The 15,935-nt window shown below is 60.1% G+C and carries 10 protein-coding genes; 6 read left to right on the forward strand and 4 right to left on the reverse strand.

What is annotated here, in order from left to right; genetic code table 11:
* The first annotated feature begins 171 nt into the window (after positions 1–171).
* The 4 genes from xdhA to guaD all read left to right on the forward strand — a co-directional run bounded on the left by xdhA (position 172) and on the right by guaD (position 6,294).
* On the forward strand, positions 172–1,626 hold the full coding sequence (gene xdhA, locus ACA056_RS19720; protein WP_497267102.1) for a xanthine dehydrogenase small subunit: 1,455 nt from the start codon (positions 172–174) through the stop codon (positions 1,624–1,626).
* Positions 1,619–4,018, forward strand: a complete 2,400-nt coding sequence (gene xdhB / locus ACA056_RS19725) for a xanthine dehydrogenase molybdopterin binding subunit (protein ID WP_497267104.1) — start codon at positions 1,619–1,621, stop codon at positions 4,016–4,018. Before xdhA ends, xdhB begins: the two co-directional genes overlap by 8 nt.
* 117 nt (positions 4,019–4,135) lie before the next feature.
* Positions 4,136–4,981 carry a xanthine dehydrogenase accessory protein XdhC gene (gene xdhC / locus ACA056_RS19730; protein WP_497267106.1) on the forward strand — a complete coding sequence of 282 codons (846 nt, stop codon included), beginning with the start codon at positions 4,136–4,138 and terminating at the stop codon, positions 4,979–4,981.
* An 8-nt stretch (positions 4,982–4,989) separates the two neighbouring features.
* Positions 4,990–6,294 (forward strand): guanine deaminase, encoded by a 1,305-nt coding sequence (gene guaD / locus ACA056_RS19735; RefSeq protein WP_497267108.1) that lies wholly within the window; start codon positions 4,990–4,992, stop codon positions 6,292–6,294.
* 182 nt (positions 6,295–6,476) lie between these two features.
* Here the strand turns inward: guaD and ACA056_RS19740 are convergent, their stop codons facing one another.
* Complete coding sequence (locus ACA056_RS19740; RefSeq protein WP_497267110.1) at positions 6,477–7,241, reverse strand: GntR family transcriptional regulator; 765 nt, start codon at positions 7,239–7,241, stop codon at positions 6,477–6,479.
* A gap of 250 nt (positions 7,242–7,491) precedes the next feature.
* Between ACA056_RS19740 and ACA056_RS19745 the strand changes: the two genes are divergently transcribed.
* A complete protein-coding gene (locus tag ACA056_RS19745; protein WP_497267112.1) occupies positions 7,492–8,682 on the forward strand; it encodes a benzoate/H(+) symporter BenE family transporter in 1,191 nt (396 codons plus the stop codon).
* A gap of 43 nt (positions 8,683–8,725) precedes the next feature.
* On the opposite strand, the gene ACA056_RS19750 is transcribed toward ACA056_RS19745, so the two are convergent.
* Positions 8,726–9,070, reverse strand: a complete 345-nt coding sequence (locus ACA056_RS19750) for a YggL family protein (protein ID WP_007896965.1) — start codon at positions 9,068–9,070, stop codon at positions 8,726–8,728.
* A 233-nt stretch (positions 9,071–9,303) separates the two neighbouring features.
* Between ACA056_RS19750 and dacB the strand changes: the two genes are divergently transcribed.
* Positions 9,304–10,764, forward strand: a complete 1,461-nt coding sequence (gene dacB / locus ACA056_RS19755; protein ID WP_497267114.1) for a D-alanyl-D-alanine carboxypeptidase/D-alanyl-D-alanine endopeptidase — start codon at positions 9,304–9,306, stop codon at positions 10,762–10,764.
* A gap of 149 nt (positions 10,765–10,913) precedes the next feature.
* Here the strand turns inward: dacB and ACA056_RS19760 are convergent, their stop codons facing one another.
* Positions 10,914–13,301, reverse strand: coding sequence for a sensor domain-containing diguanylate cyclase (locus ACA056_RS19760; RefSeq protein ID WP_497267116.1), 2,388 nt, complete (start codon positions 13,299–13,301; stop codon positions 10,914–10,916).
* 142 nt (positions 13,302–13,443) lie between these two features.
* Positions 13,444–15,720: a bifunctional 23S rRNA (guanine(2069)-N(7))-methyltransferase RlmK/23S rRNA (guanine(2445)-N(2))-methyltransferase RlmL gene (gene rlmKL, locus ACA056_RS19765; RefSeq protein ID WP_497267118.1), complete on the reverse strand. Its 2,277-nt coding sequence runs from the start codon at positions 15,718–15,720 to the stop codon at positions 13,444–13,446.
* Positions 15,721–15,935: the final 215 nt, after the last annotated feature.

The raw sequence follows: 15,935 nt of genomic DNA on the forward strand, positions 1-15,935 counted from the left end.
ATCCAGCAAAAAGCAGGCTATCCCGCGAGGGTCAATAATGAAGGAACGAGTCGTTGATCGACAAAATGCTATTTCCTGACCTTTAAGTCAGAAAATCATTGACCGGAAAGTCAGACCTGATAAATTCGGTTCAAGTCGGTTAACAACAATAATGAGTCTGCGAGGCCTTCCGTGATCCAGTTTTTACTTAACCAGGAACTCCGTAGCGAGCACGCCCTGGACCCAAACCTGACCGTGCTCAATTATCTGCGCGACCATGTGGGCAAACCCGGCACCAAAGAAGGCTGCGCCAGCGGTGACTGCGGTGCGTGCACCGTGGTGGTCGGCGAGCTGCAAACGGATGACGATAGCCGCGAACACATTCGCTATCGCAGCCTCAACTCGTGCCTGACGTTCGTTTCGTCACTGCACGGCAAACAACTGATCAGCGTCGAAGACCTCAAGCACCAGGGCCAACTGCACAGCGTGCAGAAAGCCATGGTCGAATGCCACGGCTCGCAATGCGGTTTCTGCACGCCAGGCTTTGTGATGTCGCTGTTCGCACTGCAAAAGAACAGCGATCAACCGGATGCTCATAAAGCCCACGAAGCCCTGGCCGGCAACCTCTGCCGCTGCACCGGCTATCGGCCGATTCTGGCTGCCGCCGAACAATCCTGCTGCGGCAAGCAAACCGACCAGTTCGACGCCCGTGAAGCCGACACCATCGCCCGCCTGAAGGCCATCGCCCCTACCGACATCGGCGAACTCAATAGTGGCGACAAGCGCTGCCTGGTGCCGCTGACCGTCGCCGATCTGGCTGACCTCTATGACGCTTATCCACAGGCTCGCCTGCTGGCCGGCGGTACGGACCTGGCGCTGGAAGTCACGCAATTCCACCGCACCCTGCCGGTGATGATTTACGTCGGCAATGTCACCGAAATGAAGCGCATTGAGCGTTTCGACGATCGCCTGGAAATCGGCGCCGCCACGGCCCTCTCCGATTGCTACGAGGCCTTGAAAGCCGAGTACCCGGACTTCGGCGAATTGCTGCAACGCTTTGCTTCCCTGCAGATCCGCAACCAGGGCACCCTCGGCGGCAACATCGGCAACGCCTCGCCGATCGGCGACTCCCCGCCCCTGCTGATTGCACTCGGCGCGCAGATTGTCCTGTGTAAAGGCGAAACCCGCCGAACGATGGCGCTGGAAGATTACTTCATCGATTACCGAGTCACCGCGCGCCAGGAAAGCGAGTTCATCGAAAAGATCATCGTGCCTCGCGCCAGCGCCGAACAACTGTTCCGCGCCTACAAAGTCTCCAAGCGTCTGGACGATGACATTTCCGCCGTCTGCGCCGCCTTCAACCTGCGCATCGACAACGGCGTGATCGCCGACGCCCGCGTCGCCTTCGGCGGCATGGCGGCTACGCCAAAACGTGCCAAGGCTTGCGAAGCCGTATTGCTCGGCGCCACCTGGAACAACGACACCGTCGAACGCGCCTGCGCCGCACTGGCCGAAGATTTCACGCCGCTCTCGGACTTCCGCGCCAGCAAGGAATACCGCCTGCTCAGCGCGCAGAACCTGCTGCGTAAATACTTCATCGAACTGCAAACACCGCACATCGAGACTCGGGTGACCGCTTATGTCTAATCATCACGCCGTAGAGAAGACCCAGGCCGAATTGGCTGAACTGTTCGCCAAGGACCTGACCACCGGTGTCGGCCGCAGCGTCAAGCACGACAGTGCTGCCAAGCACGTGTCCGGTGAAGCGCAGTACATCGACGACCGGCTGGAATTTCCGAACCAGTTGCATGTTTACGCACGCCTGTCGGACCGCGCCCACGCGAAAATCATCAGCATCGACACCCAACCTTGTTACGCCTTCGAAGGCGTGCGCATCGCTATCACCCACAAAGACGTGCCGGGACTGAAAGACATCGGGCCATTGCTGCCGGGCGACCCGTTGCTGGCCATCGACGACGTGCAGTTCGTCGGTCAACCGGTGCTCGCCGTGGCGGCGAAAGATCTGGAAACCGCGCGCAAAGCAGCGATGGCCGCGATCATCGAATACGAAGATCTGGAGCCGGTACTGGACGTAGTCGAAGCGCTGCGCAAACGCCACTTTGTGCTCGACAGTCACACGCATCAGCGCGGTGATTCGGCCGGTGCACTGGCGACTGCTGAGCATCGCATCCAGGGCACGCTGCACATTGGCGGACAGGAACACTTCTACCTCGAAACCCAGATCTCTTCGGTAATGCCGACCGAAGACGGCGGAATGATCGTCTACTGCTCGACGCAAAACCCCACCGAAGTGCAGAAACTGGTGGCCGAAGTGCTGGATGTGTCGATGAACAAAATCGTCGTCGACATGCGCCGCATGGGCGGTGGTTTCGGCGGCAAGGAAACCCAGGCCGCGAGCCCGGCGTGCCTGTGCGCAGTGATCGCGCACCTCACCGGCCAGCCGACCAAAATGCGCCTGCCGCGTGTCGAAGATATGCTGATGACCGGCAAGCGTCACCCGTTCTACGTCGAGTACGACGTGGGCTTCGACAGCACTGGCCGGCTGCACGGCATTGCCTTGGAACTGGCCGGTAACTGCGGTTGCTCGCCGGACCTCTCGGCGTCGATTGTCGACCGTGCGATGTTCCACGCCGACAACTCGTACTACCTGGGTGACGCGACCATCAACGGTCACCGCTGCAAAACCAACACCGCGTCGAACACCGCTTACCGTGGTTTCGGTGGCCCGCAAGGCATGGTCGCTATCGAAGAAGTGATGGACGCCATCGCCCGCCATCTGGCCCTCGATCCACTGGCCGTGCGCAAGGCCAACTACTACGGCAAGACCGAGCGCAACGTCACCCATTATTACCAGACCGTCGAGCACAACATGCTCGAGGAAATGACCGCCGAACTCGAAGAAAGCAGCCAGTACGCCGAGCGCCGCGAAGCGATCCGTCGCTACAACGCCAACAGCCCGATCCTGAAAAAAGGCCTGGCGCTAACCCCGGTGAAATTCGGTATTTCCTTCACCGCCAGCTTCCTCAACCAGGCCGGTGCGCTGATCCATGTCTACACCGACGGCAGCATCCACCTCAACCATGGCGGCACCGAAATGGGTCAGGGCCTGAACACCAAAGTCGCGCAGGTCGTGGCTGAAGTGTTCCAGGTGGAAATGGACCGCGTGCAGATCACCGCGACCAACACCGACAAGGTGCCGAACACCTCGCCGACCGCCGCTTCCAGTGGCGCCGACCTTAACGGTAAAGCCGCACAGAACGCGGCGGAAATCATCAAGAAACGCCTGGTTGAATTTGCTGCGCGGCAATACAAAGTCAGCGAAGAGGACGTGGAATTCCACAACGGCCACGTGCGGGTCCGTGATCACATCCTGACCTTCGAATCGCTGATCCAGCAGGCGTATTTCGCTCAGGTTTCGCTGTCGAGCACCGGGTTCTACAAGACCCCGAAAATCTTCTACGACCGTAGCCAGGCGCGGGGCCGACCGTTCTATTACTACGCCTTCGGCGCAGCGTGCTGCGAGGTGATCATCGACACCCTCACCGGCGAGTACAAAATGCTGCGCACCGACATCCTCCACGACGTCGGCGACTCACTGAACCCGGCGATCGACATCGGTCAGGTCGAGGGCGGTTTCATCCAGGGCATGGGGTGGCTGACCATGGAAGAACTGGTGTGGAACAACAAGGGCAAACTGATGACCAACGGCCCAGCCAGCTACAAGATTCCGGCGGTGGCGGACATGCCGCTGGACCTGCGGGTTAAGCTGGTGGAAAACCGCAAGAACCCGGAAGACACGGTGTTCCATTCCAAGGCCGTGGGCGAGCCGCCGTTCATGCTCGGCATCGCTGCGTGGTGTGCGATCAAGGACGCCGTGGCCAGTCTGGGCGACTACAAGCATCAACCGAAAATCGACGCACCGGCGACGCCGGAGCGGGTGTTGTGGGGCTGTGAGCAGATGCGCCAGTTGAAGGCGGCGAAGGCTGTTGCGGCTGAGCCTGAGTTGGCTTCGCTCTAGACCGAGGCGCGGCCATTCGCGAGCAGGCTCGCTCCCACAGGGGAATGCATTCCAAATGTGGGAGCGAGCTTGCTCGCGATGGCGGACTGATAGACAACAGAAATGTTGAGGTGAAACATGTACAACTGGATCGACGCCCTCGCCGACCTGCAATCCCAGGGTGAACCCTGCGTGCTGGTCACCATCATCGAAGAGCTCGGCTCGACGCCGCGTAACGCCGGCTCGAAGATGGTCATCAGCGCCACCCAGGCCTTCGACACCATCGGTGGCGGACACCTGGAATACAAGGCCATGCAGATCGGCCGCGAGATGCTTGCGAGCGGTAAGCAGGACACGCACCTTGAGCGCTTCAGCCTCGGCGCCAGCCTGGGTCAGTGCTGCGGCGGCGTGACGGTGTTGCTGTTCGAACCGATGGGCCAGGTCCAGGCGCAGATCGCCGTGTTCGGTGCCGGCCACGTCGGCCGGGCGCTGGTGCCGCTGCTCGCCAGCCTGCCCTGTCGGGTGCGCTGGATCGATTCGCGGGAAGCCGAATTCCCGGAACAGATCCCCCACGGCGTACGCAAAATCGTCGCCGAAGAACCGGTGGACGAAATCGATGACCTGCCCGCCGGCAGCTACTGCATCGTCATGACCCACAATCATCAGCTCGACCTCGAACTCACCGCCGCGATCCTCAAGCGCAACGACTTCGCCTACTTCGGCCTGATCGGTTCGAAGACCAAACGGGTGAAGTTCGAACACCGCCTGCGGGACCGTGGTTTCGACAGCGCCGTGCTGCAACGCATGCGCTGTCCGATGGGCATCGGCGAAGTCAAAGGCAAGTTGCCTGTGGAAATCGCCATCTCCATTGCCGGCGAAATCATCGCCACCTATAACGCCAATTTCGGCCAGCACACCGCCAGCGCCGGATCATCGATCGCCAAACTGCTGCCTGCCTCACGCCGCAGCCAAGCCACGAATTGAGAAATTTTATGCCTCTGACTCGCAAAGCCTACCGCGCCGCCATTCTGCACAGCATTGCCGACCCCGCCGAAGTCGGTATCGAAGCCTCTTACGAGTATTTCGAAGATGGCCTGCTGGTGGTCGATAACGGCCAGATCCGCGCCCTTGGTCACGCCAGCGACTTGCTGCCGACCCTGCCGGCCGATATCGAAATCACCCATTATCAGGACGCGCTGATCACCCCAGGCTTCATCGACACCCACATTCACTTGCCGCAAACCGGCATGGTCGGCGCCTACGGCGAGCAACTGCTGGACTGGCTCAACACTTACACCTTCCCGTGCGAAAGCCAGTTTGCCGACAAGGCTCACGCGGACGAAGTCGCGGGCATTTTCATCAAGGAACTGCTGCGCAACGGCACCACCACCGCGCTGGTCTTTGGCAGCGTGCATCCACAATCGGTGAACTCGTTTTTCGAAGCCGCCGAGCAGCTGGACCTGCGGATGATCGCCGGCAAGGTGATGATGGACCGCAACGCGCCGGACTACCTGACCGACACCGCCGAATCCAGCTATGTCGAAAGCAAGGCGCTGATCGAACGCTGGCACGGTAAGGGTCGCCTGCACTACGCGGTCACCCCGCGCTTCGCCCCGACCAGCACCCCGGAACAACTGACCCTCGCCGGCCAGTTGCTCAGCGAATTCCCTGACCTGTACATGCAGACCCACATCAGCGAAAACCTCAAGGAAGTCGAGTGGGTCAAGGAGCTGTTCCCGGAGCGCAAGGGCTACCTGGACGTCTACGACCACTACAAACTGCTCGGCGAGCGTTCGGTATTCGCCCACGGCGTGCATCTGTGCGATGACGAGTGTGCGCGGCTGGCGGAAACCGGCTCGGCGATCGCCTTCTGCCCAACTTCGAACTTCTTCCTCGGCAGCGGCCTGTTCAACCTGCCGATGGCCGAGAAGCACAAATTGAATGTCGGCCTCGGTACGGACGTCGGTGGCGGCACCAGTTTCTCGCTGCTGCAAACGTTGAACGAAGCGTACAAGGTCATGCAGATGCAAGGCGCACGGTTGAGCCCGTTCAAGTCGCTGTACCTGGCGACCCTCGGTGGTGCGCGTGCGCTGCGCCTGGAAGACAAGATCGGCACCCTGCAACCGGGCACTGATGCGGACTTCCTGGTGCTGGACTACAACGCCACGCCGCTGCTGAGCTATCGCTTGAAGCAGGCCAATAACATTGCCGAGACGTTGTTTGTGTTGATGACGCTGGGGGATGACCGGACGGTATTGCAGACGTATGCGGCGGGGAATCAGGTGCATCAGCGCTAGGTTTTCTTCGGCCATAAAAAATCCCCCGCACTCTTCAGTCCGGGGGATTTTTATTGCCTGTCAGATTGCTATCGCGAGCAGGCTCGCTCCCACAGTAGATCTCTAGTGGACACAGGATTTGCGTTCAACACAAATCCAATGTGGGAGTGAGCTTGCTCGCGATGGGCACGACGCGGTCTGGCTTAAAGCTTGGCCGCTGGCCGCCCTGGCTTCTTGGTCTGCAACAAATGCGAGAACACCGCATGCAAATCATCCGACGCGCTTTCTTCGTCGAGGTTGAGTTTGCTGTCGATGTGATCCATGTGATGCATCATCAGGTCCACCGCCAGCTCAGCGTTGCGTGCTTCGATGGCGTCGATCAACTGGGTGTGCTCGTCGTAGGAACAGTGGGAGCGATTGCCGCTTTCATACTGGGCAATGATCAACGACGTCTGGGACACCAGGCTGCGCTGGAAGCTGATCAGCGGCGCGTTTTTCGCCGCTTCGGCCAACTTCAAGTGGAACTCGCCCGACAGACGAATACCGGCGCCGCGATCGCCACGGGAGAAACTGTCGCGCTCGTCGTTGACCATCTGCCGCAATTCGGCGATCTGCTCGGCAGTGGCGTGTTGCACCGCCAGTTCAGTGATCGCCCGTTCCACCAGACGTCGTGCGAGGAACACCTGGCGAGCCTCTTCGACACTCGGGCTGGCGACGACAGCGCCACGGTTCGGCCGCAGCAGCACGACGCCTTCATGGGCCAAGCGCGACAGCGCACGGCGAATGATGGTGCGACTGACCCCGAAAATTTCCCCCAGCGCTTCTTCGCTCAACTTGGTACCGGGCGCCAGACGCTGTTCGAGGATGGCCTCGAAGATATGCGCATAGACAATATCGTCCTGGGTACCGCTGCGGCCGGCTTTGCCTGCTCGCGGTTGTTTCTTTAGGGGTTGCAACTGTTCGTTCATGGGCACTCGAGTCGGAAGAACTGCGGCGAATTGACCGTGACTGTAATACGGCACAGTGGGTCGCTGGCAAGTATCGCGTAAAAAACACTGCGATTGTACACAATGGAGGGTGGCAACACGACTGTACGGCTGTTTGTCACTTCCGCTGTATTGCAACGACTGGCTACTTTTGAGTTTAGGCTTGAACGCAGAATCCATTGGAAGACTTCACTTCGGAACATCTTCATACGTAAAAAGGAACACCGCTGTCATGAACGACGTCACGCACACGCAGCTCCGCCCTTTTGCCGATACGTCGCCTTCGGCCATCGTCGCCGGCTTCATTGCGATGATGACCGGTTACACCAGCTCGCTGGTCCTGATGTTCCAGGCCGGGCAAGCGGCGGGCCTGAACAGCGGGCAGATTTCCTCGTGGATCTGGGCGATCTCGATTGGCATGGCAGTGTGTTCGATTGGCCTGTCTCTGCGTTACCGCACGCCGATCACAATCGCCTGGTCGACCCCCGGCGCGGCGTTGCTGATCACCAGTCTGGGCGGTGTGACCTACGGCGAAGCCATTGGCGCCTACATTACCTGTGCGGTGCTGGTGACGATTTGTGGTTTGACCGGCAGCTTCGAACGGCTGGTGAAAAAGATTCCGGCGTCATTGGCCGCCGCCCTGCTGGCGGGGATTCTGTTCAAGATCGGCAGCGAAATCTTCGTCGCCGCCCAGCATCGCACCGCGCTGGTATTGGGCATGTTCTTCACTTATCTGGTGGTCAAACGCCTGTCGCCGCGTTATGCGGTACTCGCCGCGTTGCTGATCGGCACAGCGTTGTCAGGGTTCATGGGGCTGTTGGACTTCAGCGGTTTTCATCTGGAAGTGGCGACGCCGGTCTGGACCACGCCGCGCTTCTCCCTGGCCGCGACCATCAGCATCGGCATCCCGCTGTTTGTCGTGGCGATGACGTCGCAGAACATGCCCGGCATCGCCGTGCTGCGCGCCGACGGTTACACCGTGCCGGCCTCGCCGTTGATCACCACCACTGGCATCGCTTCGTTGCTGCTGGCGCCGTTCGGTTCCCACGGGATCAACCTGGCAGCCATCAGCGCGGCGATTTGCACCGGGCCGCATGCCCATGAGGATCGCAACAAGCGCTACACGGCGGCCGTCTGGTGCGGGATTTTCTACGGGATTGCCGGGGTGTTCGGCGCGACGCTGGCGGCGCTGTTTGCCGCGCTGCCGAAAGAGTTGGTGTTGTCGATTGCGGCGCTGGCGCTGTTCGGCTCGATCATCAATGGCTTGAGCATCGCCATGAGCGAAGTGAAGGAACGTGAGGCAGCACTGATTACCTTTATGGTCACGGCGTCGGGGCTAACGCTGTTTTCCATCGGCTCGGCGTTCTGGGGGATTGTGGCGGGGGTGCTGACGCTGGTGATTCTGAACTGGCGTAAAGCCTGAAGCAAAAAAAACGGCGACCCTTGGGTCGCCGTTTTTTACAACATCAAGCTACCGGATTGATCGGCTTTTCCGGGTACCAGACGTCGATCAGCGGGCTGACAGTCGCTTCAGTCAGTTCGCTGCGGCCTTTGAGCCAGGCTTCAACAGCGGCACGCTGCTCTTCGGACACCGAGCCACGCTTCTGCAAGCAAACCAGACCGAAGTCGTCGCCGCCAACATAGCCCAGACCGTTGGCTTCCATGGCTTCTTTCAGGAACGCGTCGAGGAAAGCATCAATGGCTTCATCAGCCAAATCTTCTTTGAAATCCAGGTTCAGTTCGAAACCCAGCTCTTGAAATTCATCGACGCACAGTTTTTTGCGCAGACGCTGGGAACGGTTAGTCGCCATTGGAACAATCCTCATAAGTAATAACGGGCGGCACTTTAGCAGTTTAAGGCGCCGATTGCCCGTCTCTCTGGGTTGCAAGCCCTACCGTCGGTAAAAAATAGCGGATTAGAAGGCCAGGGCACGGCACAAGCCGCTACACCTTGGGGCATAATGCCGACACTTTCATGACCACTGAGGGAATTTATCTTCATGCCCTCGTCTTTTTCCCCCTCGGCTGTAGGGTTTTATTTCACATGATCAAATCTTTGCGTCCATTGTTACTGGCCGGTTTCCTGCTCCCTCTGGCCTTCTCTGTTTCCGCCGCTTCGATCAACACCGCGCTGTCGCCCAACGTTGAAAAAGCCCTCAAGGCCAGCAAGATGCAGGACAACGCCCTGTCGCTGGTGATGATCCCGCTCAACGGCCCTGGCACCCCGACCATTTTCAACGCTGACGTCTCCGTCAATCCGGCCTCGACCATGAAACTGGTCACCACTTACGCGGCGCTGGAAATGCTCGGCCCGAACCACCAGTGGAAAACCGAGTTCTACACCGACGGCACGCTCAGCGGCGGCATCCTCAACGGTAACCTCTACCTCAAGGGTGGCGGCGATCCGAAGCTGAACATGGAAAAACTCTGGTTGCTGATGCGCGACCTGCGCGCCAACGGTGTGACGCAAATCACCGGCGACCTGGTGCTGGACCGCAATTTCTTCGTACAGCCGCAATTGCCGCAGTTCAACGACGACGGCAATGACGATAACAAGCCGTTCCTGGTCAAACCTGACGCGCTGATGGTCAACCTCAAGGCCCTGCGCTTTGTGGCGCGCAACGACAACGGCCGGGTGCTGGTGTCGGTGGAACCGCCGATTGCCACCATTCGCATCGAAAACCAGGTCAAAGCCGTCAACTCCAAGCAATGCACCGGTGGCGTGCGTTACAACCCGGTGACCCAGGCCGATGGCAGCGTGACCGTGACGGTTGGCGGCCAGTTGGGCGAGGGCTGCAGTTCCCAGACTTACCTGTCGCTGCTCGACCACGCGACCTACACCGCAGGCGCCGTGCGAGCGATCTGGAAGGAACTGGGCGGCAGCATTCAGGGCGTGGACCGTCTGGCGCCAACACCTAAAGGTGCCAAGGTCCTGGCTCGGGCCTTCTCGCCGGACCTGGCGGAAATCATCCGCGACATCAACAAATACAGTAACAACACCATGGCCCAGCAGCTGTTCCTGAGCCTGGGTGCGCAGTTCCGCACCGAGGCCGACGGTGACGATGCCAAGGCTGCACAGCGTGTGGTGCGTCAGTGGCTGGCGAAGAAAGGCATCACCGCGCCGCACCTGGTGATGGAAAACGGTTCCGGCCTGTCCCGTGCGGAACGGGTGAGTGCGCGTGAAATGGCCGGCATGCTGCAAGCGGCCTGGAAAAGCCCGTATTCGGCCGAGTTCATCAGCTCAATGCCGATTGCCGGCACCGACGGCACCATGCGCAAACGCCTGAAGACTACTGCGATGCGCGGTGAAGCCCACGTCAAGACCGGCACCTTGAATACCGTGCGGGCGATTGCCGGCTTCAGCCGCGACATCAACGGCAATACCTGGGCGGTGGTGGCGATCCTCAACGACAAGGCACCGTTTGGCGCATCGTCGGTGCTGGATCAAGTGCTGCTGGACCTGTATCGCCAGCCGAAACTGCCGGAAACGGCTTCGGTGCTGTAACCCCGAACCTCCAGTCACTGGAGATCAAATGTGGGAGCGAGCTTGCTCGCGATAGCGGTGTGACAGTCAACATCAATGTTGAATGTCAGGGCCTCATCGTCGGAGCGCCGCCCGGAGCAAGCTCGCTCCCACAGGGGGAGCATGCAGCTCTAGCTCATCTCTCCTTCTACCCGATCCCGTCCTGCCAGTTTCGCCGCATACACCCCCGAATCCGCCCGCAGCAGCAGCGCATCCGCGCCCTCCCCGACTCGCCAACTGGCAATCCCGAAACTGGCGGTCACTGTCCCGACGCCTTCGATCGGCGAACTGCGCAACCCTTGCCATAGCTGCAAGGCCAGGACATGGGCATGCTCGCCGTTGATATCCGGGCAGAGCACCATGAACTCCTCGCCACCCAGGCGACAGAACACATCGGTGCGGCGCAGCCGATGGCCGATGCGTTCGCACACGATCTGCAAAACCCGATCGCCGACAGCGTGGCCATGCTGGTCATTGATACGTTTGAAGTGGTCGATATCGAGCATGATCACCGACAGTTCGCCACCACCGCGTTCGACCCGGACCATTTCGGTGGTCAGGCGTTCCTGGAAATAGCGGCGGTTGTGGATCCCGGTCAGGGAGTCGGTGATCGATAGCGCCCGCAGTTCTTCTTCCACCCGTTTCAAGTCGGAAATGTCCGAGACATAGCCGTGCCAGAGCACGCCGCCACCGGGCAATTCCTCCGGTGTCGCCTCGCCACGAACCCAACGCAGGCCGCGCAGAGGCAGCTGCACGCGGTATTCCTCGCGCCAAGGGCTGAGGGTGTCCGCCGACGCCCGGATCGAAGCGCGGACCCGGGTGGTGTCCTGCGGATGAATCCGCGTGAAAATCGCTTCGGCGTTGAACAACAGCACATCCGGTTCAAGTTCGTAGATCTCGCGAATACCGTCGCTGGCGTAGATCACGCTGAAGCGCCCATCGAATTCCATTTTGAACTGGTAGATCCCGCCGGGCACATGGGCGCTGAGTTTCTTCAGCAACAGGTCCCGTGCCGCCAGGGCCTCGTGAACCCGCTTGCGTTCAGTGATGTCGATACAGATCGCCAGGTGCCCGACCCACAAACCTTGCTCGTCGAGGACCGGGGTCGCCAGCATGTTCACCGTCAAATGGCTGCCATCGCTACGCAGCAGCGTCCATTCCCGCGCTTCGTGACCGCCCTCCTCGCCGCCCTCGACCAACATCGCCTGGCAGGTCGGAATCGGTTTGCCATAGCGCGCACTCAACTCCGCCGAGCGTGCCAGGAGTTCTCGAGGCAGGTGCAGGTTTTCCAGGGTCATGTGGCCCACCACTTCGGCGCTGGTGTAGCCAAGCATTTGCTCGGCTCCGGCATTAAAGGTTTGGATAACCCCGCGCAGATCAGTGGCGATGATTGCCACCTGGGTCGCGGCATTCAGCACGCCGCGCAACTGGCCATGGGTGCCGCGCAACTCCTGCTCACGGGCGCGCAGTTCCTGTGTCCGTTGCTCGACCATTTTCAGCGCCCGTTGACGCTGACTGACCAGCACATAGAGCAAGGCACTGAGCAACAGACTGAGCAAGCCGCCCAGCACCACCAGGGTGGTCACCGAAGAGTGATTGGCTCGCAGGAAGGCATCGCTGGGCTGAATGTCGACTTGATAGTCATGGTCGGCAAGCCGCAGCAGCCGGGTCGCGGCCAACTCACTGGGGGCCGGCGTGTTGGGGGACTCATAAAGAACTTCGTGCTGATCGTCTGTGGATAAGTCGAGGATGCGCACCGAAAGATAGTCACGGCCAGCGTCCGGCAACCCGTCCGCCAGCAACTGACGCATGCTGATCACGGCCATGACATAACCGTACGGTTTCACCCCCGCCTTGCGCAGCAACACTGGTGCGACCAGCAGCACGCCGCGCGCATAGGCCGGTTCGATACTGACCAGATGCATCGGCTGTGATACCGCCATGTCGCCGTGCTGATCGGCCCGTTCAAGGGTGGAACGGCGCAAGGGTTGAGCCAGTAAGTCGTAGCCCAGCGGCGCACCCAGTTTGCTTTGGGTCTGGCTGTAAAGTACCGCCACGTACTCCTCCCGTTCAGCCGCCAGTTGCAGCTGGCCGTCGGCATTGAGTTCGCGCAGGGTGAACTCGGGTAAACCCTCTGCACGCACCTGACGTTCAAATTCCGCTCGTTCGGCACCGGTTACCCGCTTGGCGAAGGAATAGGCCTGAGTCCGGTGCAGCAGCGGTTGGGTGTAACCGTCGAATTCCGCGCGGGAGACCGAATCGGAATTGGCAAAGAACCGGCGCAGGCCATCGAGGCGCTGCTCCTGATCTTCGAAGCGTTCTTCGATACGGCTGTAACGTTCACTGGCCAGCAGTTGGAAACGTTGCCGCAATTGATGGTGGAACAGATTCAGCGTCGACCACGCCAGCAATCCCGTGAGAATTCCGCCGACAACCAATACCAGCAGTGCGACCAGCCAGGCCGAGACATCTTCACTGATAAAACCCAGGATCTTCGGGCGCACGGCGTGCAACGACATAGACGCAACTCAAAACGCCAGGTGCGGGAAAGCCCATTGGCCATGCGTTGAGTTATAGCTATTAGCCATCAATTTGACCAGCACAGAAAGAAGCCAAGAGCCTTTAAAAATCAAGGCTCTGTGGATCCAATCCCTTCAAGTGTCAACGAGCCGTGATTTTCCAGGCACGGTGGATCTTGCCATTACGGGCGAAATCCGGATCGATGGTCTGGGCGGTGATTTCCTCGACCGCATAACGCTCGGCAAGGTTTTCCTCGAGCTGGAACTTGCGGAAGTTGTTGGAGAAGTACAACACACCGCCCGGGGCCAGACGCGCCATGGCCAGGTCGATCAATTGCACCTGGTCACGCTGCACGTCGAAGATCCCTTCCATGCGTTTGGAGTTGGAGAACGTCGGCGGATCGATGAAGATCAGGTCGTATTCGTCACGGCAGGCATCGAGCCAGGCCATAACGTCGCCCTGCTCCAGACGGTTCTTCTCGGAGAAACCGTTCAGCGACAAGTTGCGACGCGCCCAGTCCAGATAGGTTTTCGACAGGTCGACGCTGGTGGTGCTGCGCGCGCCGCCCTTGGCTGCGTGAACACTGGCGGTTGCGGTGTAGCTATACAGGTTGAGGAAGCGCTTGCCGGCCGCCTCTTTCTGAATCCGCATGCGCATCGGGCGGTGATCGAGGAACAGCCCGGTGTCGAGGTAATCCGTGAGGTTCACCAGCAGCTTCACGCCACCTTCGTTGACCTCGACGAACTTGCCCTGTGCCGCTTGGCGTTCGTACTGCTTGGTGCCGCTCTGACGCTCGCGACGTTTGACCACCACGCGGCTCTTGTCGATGTTCAGGGCCTGCGGAATGGCAGCCAGGGCATCGAACATGCGCGCCGAGGCTTTTTCCGGATCGATGGATTTCGGCGCGGCGTATTCCTGGACGTGGACCCAATCCTGATACAGATCGATGGCCATCGAATATTCCGGCATGTCGGCATCGTAGACGCGGTAGCAGTCGATGCCTTCACGCTTGACCCACTTGCCGAGGGCCTTGAGGTTCTTTTGCAGGCGGTTGGCAAACATCTGCCCGCCTTCGCTCAAGCGCGGCTGCTCGATCACCACCGGTGCCGGTTTGATCGGGTTGCCGTTCTTGTTGTACTTCTCGTACTTGCCAGGTGCTACGTCGTTGTCTGCGACTTCGACTTCGGCTTGAACTTGTTCGCGCTCGACCTGACGCTGTTCCGGGGTGCGACGCTCGCCAGTGACGAACTGGTCCGGCGTGACCTTGATCAGCAACAATTTGCACGGCAACGCGCCGTTCCAGAACGAATACTGTTTGTGGCTGCGGATGCCCATGCGCTTGCCCAGGTCCGGGGCGCCGGTGAATACCGCGGCTTCCCAGTTCAGGCAGGCCTGACGCAGACGTTCGCCGAGATTCTGGTAGAGATAGAGCAAGCTCGCTTCGTCACCCAGACGTTCGCCGTACGGCGGGTTGCAGATCACCAGGCCTTTCTGGTTCTGGTCCGGACGCGGCTCGAACGTCCCGACTTCGCCTTGGTAGATCTTGATCCACTCGCTCAGGCCGGCACGTTCAACGTTGTTGCGGCCCGGTTGAATGAGGCGCGGATCGGCTTCGTAACCGCGAATCCACAGCGGTGGCTTGGCCAGACCGGCCGCGCAACGTTCAGTGGCTTCTTCGTGAAGCTTTTTCCACAGGGCCGGGACGTGACCGAGCCAGGCCGTGAAACCCCACTGCTCGCGACGCAGGTTCGGCGCCATGTCGGCGGCGATCATCGCGGCTTCGACGAGGAACGTACCGACACCGCACATCGGGTCAGCCAGCGCGCCGCCATCGGCCGCAATGCGTGGCCAGCCGGAACGGATCAGGATCGCGGCCGCGAGGTTTTCCTTCAGCGGCGCCGCACCCTGCTGCAAGCGATAACCGCGCTGGTGCAGGCTGTGGCCGGAGAGGTCGAGGGACAGGATCGCTTCGCCACGGTCCAGGCGCAGGTGAATGCGCAGGTCCGGGTTGAGCTTGTCGATGGACGGACGATCGCCCTGCGGCGTGCGCAGTTTGTCGACGATGGCGTCCTTGACCTTCAAGGCGCCGAAGTGAGTGTTGTCGATGCCCGAGCCGTGACCGCTGAACTCCACGGCCAGGGTGCCGTCGTTGAGCATGTGGTCTTGCCACTCAATATCCAGCACGCCGTGATAAAGGTCTTCGGCGTCCTTCATCGGGAAACGCTTGAGCACCAGCAACACCCGGTTCGCCAGACGCGACCACAGGCACAGGCGATAAGCGGTTTCCATGGTGGCCATGCCGCGCACGGCAGAGGTGTGCTCACGTGCTTCTTCAAGGCCAAGCCCGACGGCTTCCTCGATCAGCAGGCCTTCAAGGCCTTTAGGGCAGGTGAGGAAGATTTCGAATTGATCGGACATTGGAGTCTCAGAGCCTTTAGCTAAGTGAACCGGCAACGCATTGCCGGCCCGGTTTTCAATCAGGCGCTTTTCTAAAAGAGCGCCCGCGTGGCACGAAGGTGTGCCGTCCCACCCCTGCAAGCTCGGGTTAAAAGAGCTTAGATGCAAAGACAGATAAAAAAGTTGATGCAACAAAATGTCATAAGGCGACCCTTCGTCGAATAGTCCCCCTGCTC

It is taken from the genome of Pseudomonas sp. LBUM1666 (genome assembly GCF_059695775.1).

Coding starts and splice junctions, on each gene's coding strand:
- xdhB (WP_497267104.1), top strand. CDS start 1,619: ATGTCTAATCATCACGCCGTAGAGAAGACCCAGGCCGAATTGGCTGAA.
- xdhC (WP_497267106.1), top strand. CDS start 4,136: ATGTACAACTGGATCGACGCCCTCGCCGACCTGCAATCCCAGGGTGAA.
- guaD (WP_497267108.1), top strand. CDS start 4,990: ATGCCTCTGACTCGCAAAGCCTACCGCGCCGCCATTCTGCACAGCATT.
- ACA056_RS19740 (WP_497267110.1), bottom strand. CDS start 7,241: ATGAACGAACAGTTGCAACCCCTAAAGAAACAACCGCGAGCAGGCAAA.
- ACA056_RS19745 (WP_497267112.1), top strand. CDS start 7,492: ATGAACGACGTCACGCACACGCAGCTCCGCCCTTTTGCCGATACGTCG.
- ACA056_RS19750 (WP_007896965.1), bottom strand. CDS start 9,070: ATGGCGACTAACCGTTCCCAGCGTCTGCGCAAAAAACTGTGCGTCGAT.
- dacB (WP_497267114.1), top strand. CDS start 9,304: ATGATCAAATCTTTGCGTCCATTGTTACTGGCCGGTTTCCTGCTCCCT.
- ACA056_RS19760 (WP_497267116.1), bottom strand. CDS start 13,301: ATGTCGTTGCACGCCGTGCGCCCGAAGATCCTGGGTTTTATCAGTGAA.
- rlmKL (WP_497267118.1), bottom strand. CDS start 15,720: ATGTCCGATCAATTCGAAATCTTCCTCACCTGCCCTAAAGGCCTTGAA.